The 9,522-nt window shown below is 62.5% G+C and carries 8 protein-coding genes; 4 read left to right on the top strand and 4 right to left on the bottom strand.

Annotation, left to right across the window (positions count from 1 at the left end):
* The 4 genes from VMU57_RS04055 to VMU57_RS04040 form a co-directional block, all read left to right on the top strand.
* A partial coding sequence (locus VMU57_RS04055) for an endonuclease MutS2 (RefSeq protein ID WP_325381042.1) occupies window positions 1-2,235 on the top strand: 2,235 nt, incomplete at its 5' end.
* 225 nt (window positions 2,236-2,460) lie between these two features.
* Window positions 2,461-3,471 carry a UbiA family prenyltransferase gene (locus VMU57_RS04050; RefSeq protein WP_325381040.1) on the top strand — a complete coding sequence of 337 codons (1,011 nt, stop codon included), beginning with the start codon at window positions 2,461-2,463 and terminating at the stop codon, window positions 3,469-3,471.
* An 8-nt stretch (window positions 3,472-3,479) separates the two neighbouring features.
* Complete coding sequence (locus VMU57_RS04045; protein WP_325381036.1) at window positions 3,480-5,015, top strand: hypothetical protein; 1,536 nt, start codon at window positions 3,480-3,482, stop codon at window positions 5,013-5,015.
* 172 nt (window positions 5,016-5,187) lie between these two features.
* Window positions 5,188-6,027 (top strand): hypothetical protein, encoded by an 840-nt coding sequence (locus VMU57_RS04040; protein WP_325381034.1) that lies wholly within the window; start codon window positions 5,188-5,190, stop codon window positions 6,025-6,027.
* Window positions 6,028-6,348: 321 nt separating this feature from the next.
* Here the strand turns inward: VMU57_RS04040 and VMU57_RS04035 are convergent, their stop codons facing one another.
* From VMU57_RS04035 to VMU57_RS04020, 4 genes are all read right to left on the bottom strand, one after another.
* Window positions 6,349-7,440 (bottom strand): glycoside hydrolase family 88/105 protein, encoded by a 1,092-nt coding sequence (locus VMU57_RS04035; RefSeq protein ID WP_325381033.1) that lies wholly within the window; start codon window positions 7,438-7,440, stop codon window positions 6,349-6,351.
* Between the two features lie 67 nt (window positions 7,441-7,507).
* Window positions 7,508-8,020: a GNAT family N-acetyltransferase gene (locus VMU57_RS04030; RefSeq protein WP_325381031.1), complete on the bottom strand. Its 513-nt coding sequence runs from the start codon at window positions 8,018-8,020 to the stop codon at window positions 7,508-7,510.
* A gap of 150 nt (window positions 8,021-8,170) precedes the next feature.
* Window positions 8,171-9,238, bottom strand: a complete 1,068-nt coding sequence (locus VMU57_RS04025; RefSeq protein ID WP_325381029.1) for an oxidoreductase — start codon at window positions 9,236-9,238, stop codon at window positions 8,171-8,173.
* A gap of 43 nt (window positions 9,239-9,281) precedes the next feature.
* On the bottom strand, window positions 9,282-9,522 hold a 241-nt coding region (locus VMU57_RS04020; RefSeq protein WP_325381027.1), incomplete at its 5' end, for a hypothetical protein.

Here is a 9,522-nt window from a genome sequence, read left to right as displayed (position 1 = left end):
AGCCTGCTGGGCGTGGTGGAGCGCGTGGCCGCGTGGCGCAACGTAATCGACCCGCCGGCCAATGGGGCGCGGTATAACTGGCCGGGAATCGCTGCGCTGTCGGCGGCGCTGGTGGACTATGACTTTGCTCCGCTGCTGCGGATGCTGCGGGGAAAGATTGAGCCGGATGGCTCTCTGAACGATGATGCGTCGCCGGAGCTGCGGCGCATTCGACGCGCGATGGAGCGGCAACATCGCGCGATTGAGGAGAGCCTGCGCCGGTCGCTGCGGTCGCTGGCCGAGGGCGGCAGCACGCAGGACGATCTCATCACCATTCGCGGCGAGCGGTTCGTGATTCCGGTGAAGGCGGAGTTCAAGCGCAAGGTGCCGGGCGTGGTGCATGGGTCTTCTTCTTCGGGGCAGACGGTGTTCGTGGAGCCGCTGGAGACGATTGAACAGAACAATGAACTGGTGCGGCTGCTCGATGAAGAGCAGGCGGAGATTCATCGCATCCTCGTCGCGATGACGCGGGCGCTGGGCGAGAACGCGGCGGCGATCCACCTGGGGACGTGCATCCTTGCCGAGGTCGAAGCGCACGTGGCGCGGGCGCGGTTCGCTGAGACGCTCAATTGCGTTCGGCCTGTGTTTACAGGAGCCGCAACTGCATTGGGTGCCCCACCTCCCGAAGTTGGGACGTGGGATCGCTCGCCACAACCTCCCACACTTTCGCTCATCGCCGCACGCCATCCTCTGCTCGAACTTCGCATGAGAGCCGAGGCGCACGAACAGGGAAATGAACCAAAAGCTCCGGTTCCGCTGACGATTATTCTCCCTCCTGCAACGAAGCAGCTCATCATCAGTGGGCCGAACACGGGCGGCAAGACGGTGTCGCTGAAGACTCTGGGGCTGCTGTCGCTGATGGCGCAGTCAGGTATTCCGGTCCCGGCGGAGGAGGCAAAGCTGCCGCTTTTCACCAGTGTTTATGCGGACATCGGCGATGCGCAGTCGATTGAGCGCAATCTTTCGAGCTTCTCGGCGCATGTGGTGAATCTCGATCGCATCTCGCGTGAGGCCACCGCTTCTTCTCTCGTCCTGCTCGATGAGCTTGGCTCCGCGACCGATCCGGAAGAGGGCGCGGCGCTGGCGGTCGCGGTGGCGGCGCACTTTCTTGCGGCCGATGTGTGGTGCTGCATCACGACGCACCTTACCTCGCTGAAGGTCTATGCGGCCAACCATGCGGGCGTGCTGAACGCCGCCGTGGGCTTCGATCAGGAGACGCTGACGCCGACGTATGAGCTGCGGCTGGGCGTGCCGGGGGCCTCGGCTGGGTTGAATATTGCGGCGCGGCTGGGGCTTTCGCCGGAGATCATTACGGCAGCGCGAGCGCAGATGACCACGCAGACCGCCGACATTGGCGCGTTCCTCGACCAGCTTCACGATCAGCTCACCGCTGCAACCGCCGAGCGCGAAACCATGCGCCAGCGGGAGCGCGAACTCTCCCGCGAGAAGGCGCGCGTCGAAGTGGAAGGCCGCGTCGAGCAGAAGGCCCGGACGAAAGAACTTGAGGTGAAACTCAACTCGCTGATGGAGGACTTCGCCTATCAGATTCGCGAGACGGTGAAGGCCATCGACGACAAGACGGTCGCGCAGAAGATTGCGCGCGATTCGGCGGGGCGGCTGGCGCGATTGCGGCGGGAGTTCTCCGAGCAGTTCAACTCGACCGTCGTCGCGCACAACACCGGGGCTGACAAAAACGATGCGGCCGCGCAGCCGCATCTGCCGAAGGGCATCAAGGTTGGCGACCTGGTGAAGCTGAAGTCGCTGGGCAGGCAGGCGCGGGTCGATCGCGTGATCGACGCGAAGACATTTGAGGTTTCGATCGGCCCGATGAAGATGCGCGCCGGGATCGACGATATCGCCGGGGTGGAGTCGGTGAAGGTGGTGACGCCGCTGGAGGCTGCGCGCAGACGCGGCAACGTGACTGTCTCCACCAACAGCGACCCGGACTCTATGTCGTCGGAGATTAATGTGATTGGACGCACGGCGGACGAGGCCCACGATGAAGTGGAGCGCTTTCTCGACCGCGCATTTCTGGCTGGATTGCCGCGCATCCGCATCGTCCATGGGACGGGCATGGGCGTGCTGCGGCGCACGCTGCGCGACTATCTGCGCGGCCATCCGCATGTCACTACCATCACCGAACCTCCGCAGAATGAGGGTGGCCAGGGGGCCACGGTGGTGGAGCTGCGGCAGTAAGGTTTTTTGTTTTGAAGGCGGGAGGCTGGGCGCTTACGAGCTGAGAGAGGTTCTCCTCCAGATGCAGTTTTGGCGGTTCGAGCAAAACGCAGATTCCCTTTGGGAATGACAAATAGAGGAAGCGGTGGGATTGACTGGCGAGGCTTTCGCGTGGAAATGAGATAATGAAAGCTGCCACAGATGGAAGACTGCTTTGGGCGATTTTTGTTAGGATTCGAATACTTTATGGCGAGTCGAGCCCAGGAAAACGCAGTGATCACCGCGCACCAGCCCGAGATTGCAGTACCCGTCCCCTTTGGGGTGAGGCTGCGCGCCCACGTCGCGATCATGCGACTGGACCACTCCATCAAGAACATCTTTCTGCTGCCCGGCATCGTCGTGGCGCTGAGCCTGCTGCATCCGAACCTCAGCCAGCTGAGCCAGATACGGCTGGAGCCCATCGTCATCGGCGTCATCGCCGTGACCCTGATCGCGTGCAGTAACTATGTGCTGAACGAGCTGCTGGACGCGCCTTACGACCGGCTGCATCCGCACAAGTGCAACCGTCCCGCCGCGCTTGGGCTGATCGAGCCGGGAGCCGCCTATCTGCAATGGCTGGCCATGATGACGGTGGGCATGGCGCTGGCCTCACGCATCGGGCTGCGCTTCGCCGTGGCCGCCGCCGCGCTGTGGATCATGGGCTGCATCTATAACATTCGCCCGCTGCGCACCAAGGACGTGGCCTACCTCGACGTGCTGACGGAGTCCTTGAACAACCCGCTGCGCATGCTGCTGGGCTGGTACATGGTCACGCAGGTGATTGTGCCGCCGACCTCGATGCTGTGCGCGTACTGGATGCTGGGCTGCTACTTCATGGGGCTGAAGCGGTTCAGCGAGTTTCGCGAGATCGGTTCGCGACAGGGCGCGTGCGACTACCGCAAATCGTTTAAGAACTACAGCGAGCGCAGCCTGCTCGGCTCGGTCGTCTTCTATGCGTCGATGGCGATGATGATGTTCGGCATCTTCGTGGTCCGCTATCGCATCGAGCTGATCCTCGCGTTTCCGTTCATCGCCTTGCTGATGGCGATGTACTTCGACCTCTCATTCAAAAAGAACAGCGCCGCGCAGCACCCGGAGAAGCTCTACCGCGAGCCTTTGCTGATGACGGTCGCGCTGTTGACCGGCGTCGTCATGATTGTGCTGCTCAATGTCCATCTCCCGATGGTTGGGCAGATCTTCGCTCCCACGAAATGGTAGTTCGCGATTTGAGAGAAGACACGTCCTTTTCCTATCCGTGGCTCCGCCTGTTTCTGCTGGCGTGCGCGACCATGCTGGTCGAGGGCTATCACTTCGGCGTCGACGATGCGGAGATCTATATCCCCGCCATCAAGAAGGTCTTCAATCCACGGCTCTATCAGTTTGGCGCGGAGTTTTTCGAAAGCCATGCGCACCTGTCGCTGTTCTCTCCGCTGGTGGGCTACACGGCGCGGCTGCTGCATCTCTCGGTCGAATGGGCGGTGCTGCTGTGGCATGTCGTCTGCATCTTTTTGATCCTGATCGCGGGCTGGCAACTGGCACGGATCTTCTTTCGCAGCGCGCGCGCGCATTGGGGAGCGGTCGCGCTGCTGGCCGCGTTGCTTCCGGTTCCCGTGGCGGGAACGGCGCTTGTGCTCTCGGACAACTACCTCTCGGCGCGGTCGTTCTCGGCTCCGTTCGCTCTGCTGTCGATCGGCTTTCTGCTGCGCGGGCGGCTGCGGATGGCATTTCTCTGGCTTCTACTGACGGGGCTGTTTCATCCGCAGATGGCGGCCTATTGCGCGGCCTTCATGGTTCTTTACTGGTACCTCGACCGTAGCGCGAATACGGCCGCCGCTGGTGTCACGACGAAGACGGCTGGCGCTGGTGCCACCGCGCGGCCAGCCTTGCTTCTGGCCTCTGCTCCGGCGGCGGGGCTGCTGCATAGCTTCAGCCTTGCACCGGCGGCGGGAGCGTACCGCGAAGTGCTCTATAGCCGCACCTTCTTCTTCGCCTATCGCTGGCACTGGTACGAGTGGATCGGCGCGATTGCGCCGCTGCTTCTGCTGGCGCTGGTGGCCTGGCGAACGCCGCGTGGCGCGTCTGCCGCCATGGCGAGGACGAGCCGCGTGCTGATCGTGCTGGGAGTCTTTTCGACCGCGGTCTTCCTCGTCTTCTCATCCAGCCACCGCTTCGACAACTTCACGCGGCTGCAGCCGATGCGGATGTTCCACCTGATCTACCTGCTGATGTTCGTCATGCTCGGCGGCCTGATGGGAGAGTATGTGCTGCGGGCGAAGCCGTGGCGATGGATCGCGCTGTTTCTGCCGCTTGCGCTGGGCATGTTCGCGCTCGACCGCAGCCAGTATGCGTATAGCCCCCACCTCGAGCTGCCCGGACGTACGGGCGGCAATGCGTGGCTCGAGGCCTTTGCCTGGGCGCGCGCGGAGACACCGGTAGACGCGGTGTTCGCGCTCGATCCGAACTACATGGCGATTCGCGGCGAAGACATTCACGGCTTTCGCGCGCTGGCCGATCGCAGCATGCTGGCCGATGCGTACAAGGACAGCGGCGCGGTGACCATGTTTCCGCAACTGCTCGGCGACTGGCAGCAGCAGGAGCAGATGCTCGACGGCTGGCGCAGCTTTGGACCGGCGGAGTTCGAGCGGCTGGCGCAGATCTCTCCGGTGAGTTGGGTTGTCGTTGCGCGGCGGCAGGAGAATGGTCTCGATTGCCCCTACAGCAACGCTGAAGTCGCCGTTTGCCGACTCGCCGTGAAGCAATAGGCGTTTTTATAACGTTGAGGATTCAGTATCGACCTTCAACCGTAAGGAGCGGGCAGAGGCGAATACAGGGTTCTCCACTGCGCCCCGCGATGAGACTGCGGATGGTTTCGAATCGTGTAGACGCTCGATTGCCGACGGCGTAAAATTCGCTCCTCCCCGCAGGAGCGTGACCATGCCTGACCCTGAAATGAAGGACGACGAGAGCTTTCTGGCGGCGTATTGGCTCTATCTGCTGGCCGGTGCGGTCTTGCTGGGCAGCCTGGCGGGGCTGTATTTCTATCCCGAGCGCGGACCGTGGCATGGCGTGATCGAGGCCATCTGCATTGCCTCAGCCCTTACGCTTACGGTTGACCCGTTCGTGAAGAAGCGGCTGACGCATGAGGTCAACAAGAGCATCTTCTACCACGTCATCGGCTTCGATCTGCCGCCGGAGATGCAGGACCGTCTGCGCATCTATCTGCGCGAGCTGGAGTACTATCGCGAGTCGCTCTCGATTAAGGCCGAGGCGCTGCGCATTGAAGGGGAAGAGGTCATCCTCGAGATTACGCTCAACGGCCATGTCACTGCGTTGACTCGGTGCAAGTATGACCTCAGCCTGGAATTTGAGGATACAGAGCACGGTGAGTTGCAGGAGCTATGGGCGAAGCGTACAGGCGCATCGGAGAAGCTCGTCGAGTGGTCGGCCTCGAACCCATCGGCGGTTACGCATCGCGATCCGATGACGACCGAGTACAGCGCGCCGATTGCAAAGCTGAAGACAGGGGACACGCTGGAGTCTTTCTTCAAGTTCACGCTGCGCCAGAGGAAGCAGGATTATTGGGTGCAGACGTTTGGAACGACGACACTGAAGACGACGGTTACGCTGGTGCCGCTGCCGAATATGGAGATGTATGTGTCGCACAAGCCGGTGAGCAAGGACAACAAATATGAGTACGACAGGGTCTTCATTATTGGAGAGGACATTCGTATTCGCTGGAAGGTGGCAGGCGGTGCGGGGAACGGCAAAGGCTAGAGCGGTTCTCTTCCCGATGTAGTTTTGGTGATTCGAGTAAAACGCAGATTCCCTTCGGGAATAACAAACAATGGAAGCTATAGCAATTCGCCTATAGGTGTAACTCTTTATCGGTTCAGCTTCGCCCTATTTTGTTGTCATTCCCGAAGGGAATCTGCGTTTCTTCCAGACTTGCATGACTACACCCGGAGGGGAACGGCTATAGCCCTGAGAGGAAAGAGCTATAGATACAGGGTCTCTCCGCTGCACGGTGCGATGAAGCCGCGCGCCTCTGGTTGAGAGGACGTGCGGCCTTCACTACTTTGCTCTCAAACTGTGTTGCTATTTATCGCGCAGCAGGGCGTCGGCAGCCCACATCACCGGAGCTTGTCCGTGAAAGTCGCCGGTGCGGCGCTTGCGCTGGTAGTAGTATTCGAGGTCGTTCTTTTTGCCGGTGCCCTCGCAGACTTGAGTGACGTCGTGGTTCTGATCGACGTAGCCGACGACGGCGATCCAGCTCTTGCGCGCGGCCGGGCCGTAGGTCGCGGCGTCGAGCCAGCCATGTTTTACGCCGGTAATCATGGCGAAGCTGAACATCGCCGAGCTTGAGGTCTCGGGCCACGCGTCGTCCTTGTCGATGAGCTGACGCCACATGCCGTCCTTGCCCTGGTACTTCAGCAGGCCGCTCATCATCAGGCGATAGCCCTTCATGATGCGTGCGCGGTCGGGATGATTTTCAGGCAGGCTGCGCAGCATCTCGGCCATGCCCGCCGCGACCCAGCCGTCGCCGCGGCCCCAGTAGAACTGCACGTCGGGCGCGTGGAAGAAGAGGCCATTGGGCTGCTGCAGCTTGTCGAGGTAGGCGACCATCTCCTTCGCGTCGCGGTCGAGATATTTCTTGTCGCCGGTGGCGCGGTAGGCCTCGAGCTGCAGCATGGTGAGCATGTACATGTCGTCGATCCAGTAGCGGGTCTCGTCGGACATGCCGTCCGCGAGCGGGTGGTTCCACTGCTCATCGGCAAACGTCTTGCCGAAGTCGAGGTACTTCGTGGCTGCATCCTTGTCCGTGGTCTGGATGGCGATCTCCATGGGGACGACGCCGAAGATCTGGTCGTCGACGTGGTGACGGCGCGGGATGCGGTCGGCCTCGGCGCCGCCGGGCATCAGCGGATCGAAGCGCTTGATGAGTTCCTGCCGCAGCGCGTCGTCGTGGGTCAGCTCGGCGAACTGGAGCGCGCCGTACCAGGCGCAGACCTCGGAGTAGTGAATGGTCTTGGTGTACTGGTGCGGACTGGCCACGAAGTGCTCTGCCAGGGCCTTGCCGACCTCTTGCGGCGAGTCGCCCGCAGGCCAGTTGTTGAAGTAGTTCTGCTGGGCCGAGGCCACGCCGAGGCAGCCAAGCAACAGGCCTCCGGCTAACACCAGGTTCTTCATCTTCGGTTCTCCAAAATGGGATTAGTTTCTACGTGCAACATTCTACCCAGCGTCGTGCGTTTGTGGCTTACGGGGCCGAGAGCGGTCGCAGGTAGCGGACCTCTCCCACGGTCACCCCCCAGACGGTATCGGTTCGATGAACGCCGTCCGACGCCCAGCCGTCGCGTTGATAGAAGCGCTCGGCGCGAAGGTTGCCGTCCAATACCCAGAGGACGGCGTCGCGAAATCCTGCGTGAGCGAGATGGGTGCGGGCGGCGGTGACGAGAGCGACGCCGATTCCCCGGCCCCACTGTGTGGGATCGACGTAGAGCGCACACAGCTCGCCGTGATCGGCAGCGTCAGTGTCGCGCGATGGCGAGGTGGTGGCGAAGCCGTGGATGTGTCCGTCTTCTTCGGCGACGATGGTTCGCGGCTTCCGCGGGTCGAGCGTGGCGAAGTCGTATTGCGCAGCGCGGTCTTCGGGACGGAGTTGATCGAGGTAGTCGTCGGGGAGGAGCGCGCGGTAGGCAGATTGCCATGAGCGCACGTGCACGCGGGCTACGGCGATGGCGTCATCGGGTTGGGCAAGGCGCAGCAGCATGACTTAGGATCGCACGGCGACTCAGCGCGGAGTTGGGGCGCTTGCACCCACCGTGGCAGCGATAACGCCGTCGCGAAGACGTGAAGACGTGAAGACGCGAAGTGTGGCCACCCGGCAGATCCGTGCAGGCCTCAAGCGCTTCCGGCGCGCTCACCACTCACCCCGCTCCGCCGCCGTCAGCGCAATGGACAGCACCCGCCCCTGCGCGCCCGAAGCAAACGAAGCCTCCAGAACCGCCATCACCGCCACCGCATCCCTCACCGAAACCGGCGGCGCGCCCTCGCCATTGATCGCATCCCGCATCGCAGCATAGAACCCGCTCTGGTGGCCCCTCGGCGCTGGCACCTCTGTCTGCACGCCGCTCGCGCCGTCATACACAATCCCCGGACTGGCATCAACCCCAAACGCGGGATCGCCGGGCAGCATGCCGCTCTGCAACTGCCGCTCCTGCACGTCCGCGCCGAACTTCGCCCAACTTCCCCGCGTGCCATGCAGCGCCGAGCGCGGCCCTCCGCCCGACACCAGCAGCGAGGCATGCAGCACCACCCGCAGCCGCTTGTAGTTCAACTGCACATGCGCCCAGTCGTCCGTCAGGCCTCCCTCGCGCAACGTGGCGAAGCTGGCGTTCACCGACTCGGGAAGCCCAAACAGGTAGAGCGCCTGATCGATCAGGTGCGGCCCCAGATCGAACCACAACCCCGCGCCCGGTCCCGGCTCTTCGCGCCAGCGCTGGCGTACCAGCGGCCGAAAGCGGTCCATGTGGCACTCGTAGTGCGACACCTCGCCGAGCACACCGCTCTCTAAAATCTCCTTCGTCGCAAGCACCTCGCTGTCCCATCGCCGGTTGTGAAAGACGGAGAGAATGCGCTGGTGCTTCCGTGCGACCTCCACCAGCGAACGCGCGTCGGCAAGCGTCACGGTAAAAGGCTTATCGACAACCACATGCTTGCCCGCGCCCAGCGCCGCCGCGGCCAGCGGAAAGTGGCTCTCATTCGGCGTGGCGATCACCACCAGATCGACCTCGGGGTGCGTCGCCGCCTCCATTGGCGAGCAGACAGCCGCTCCCGGATATGCTGCCTGCACGGAGCCGCTCCGGCTCGACCCCACCACCGCCAGCCGCAGCCCCGGCACTCCGGCAATCAGCGGAGCATGAAACGTCTTTCCGGCGTAGCCATAGCCAACCAGACCCACACGAACCACGGCATCCCTCTCGCTCATGCATCCAGAGTAGGCTATCCACACGAGGAGAGCCCCAGCGTCGTCATCTCCTCCGTCGGCAATTCTTCAAAGTAGAGGACCGCCGACCAATGTCTGCAAGGATCGATCCGACCGGCGCGAGCACGACGAGATGGGCCGCCGACTGCAGCAGCGGCCTGAAGCAAAGCAACAGATAGTTCCAGTCAAATTGTTCGGGCGGCGCCGCCTTCGGCCACCCGGAGACCACATCCACGATGCAAAAGCCGCGGAATTCTGCCACGAAACAGGCATCTCGAAGGCTGCTT

The sequence above is a fragment of the Edaphobacter sp. genome (assembly GCF_035532915.1).
GTDB lineage: Bacteria > Acidobacteriota > Terriglobia > Terriglobales > Acidobacteriaceae > Edaphobacter.
The sequence above is the reverse complement of the archived record's forward strand: the minus strand, read 5'-3'. Positions and strand labels throughout refer to the sequence as shown.

What these genes read in the sequence shown, in the direction of transcription:
- VMU57_RS04050 (WP_325381040.1), top strand. Translation starts at nt 2,461, where the DNA reads ATGGCGAGTCGAGCCCAGGAAAACGCAGTGATCACCGCGCACCAGCCC.
- VMU57_RS04040 (WP_325381034.1), top strand. Translation starts at nt 5,188, where the DNA reads ATGCCTGACCCTGAAATGAAGGACGACGAGAGCTTTCTGGCGGCGTAT.
- VMU57_RS04035 (WP_325381033.1), bottom strand. Translation starts at nt 7,440, where the DNA reads ATGAAGAACCTGGTGTTAGCCGGAGGCCTGTTGCTTGGCTGCCTCGGC.
- VMU57_RS04030 (WP_325381031.1), bottom strand. Translation starts at nt 8,020, where the DNA reads ATGCTGCTGCGCCTTGCCCAACCCGATGACGCCATCGCCGTAGCCCGC.
- VMU57_RS04025 (WP_325381029.1), bottom strand. Translation starts at nt 9,238, where the DNA reads ATGAGCGAGAGGGATGCCGTGGTTCGTGTGGGTCTGGTTGGCTATGGC.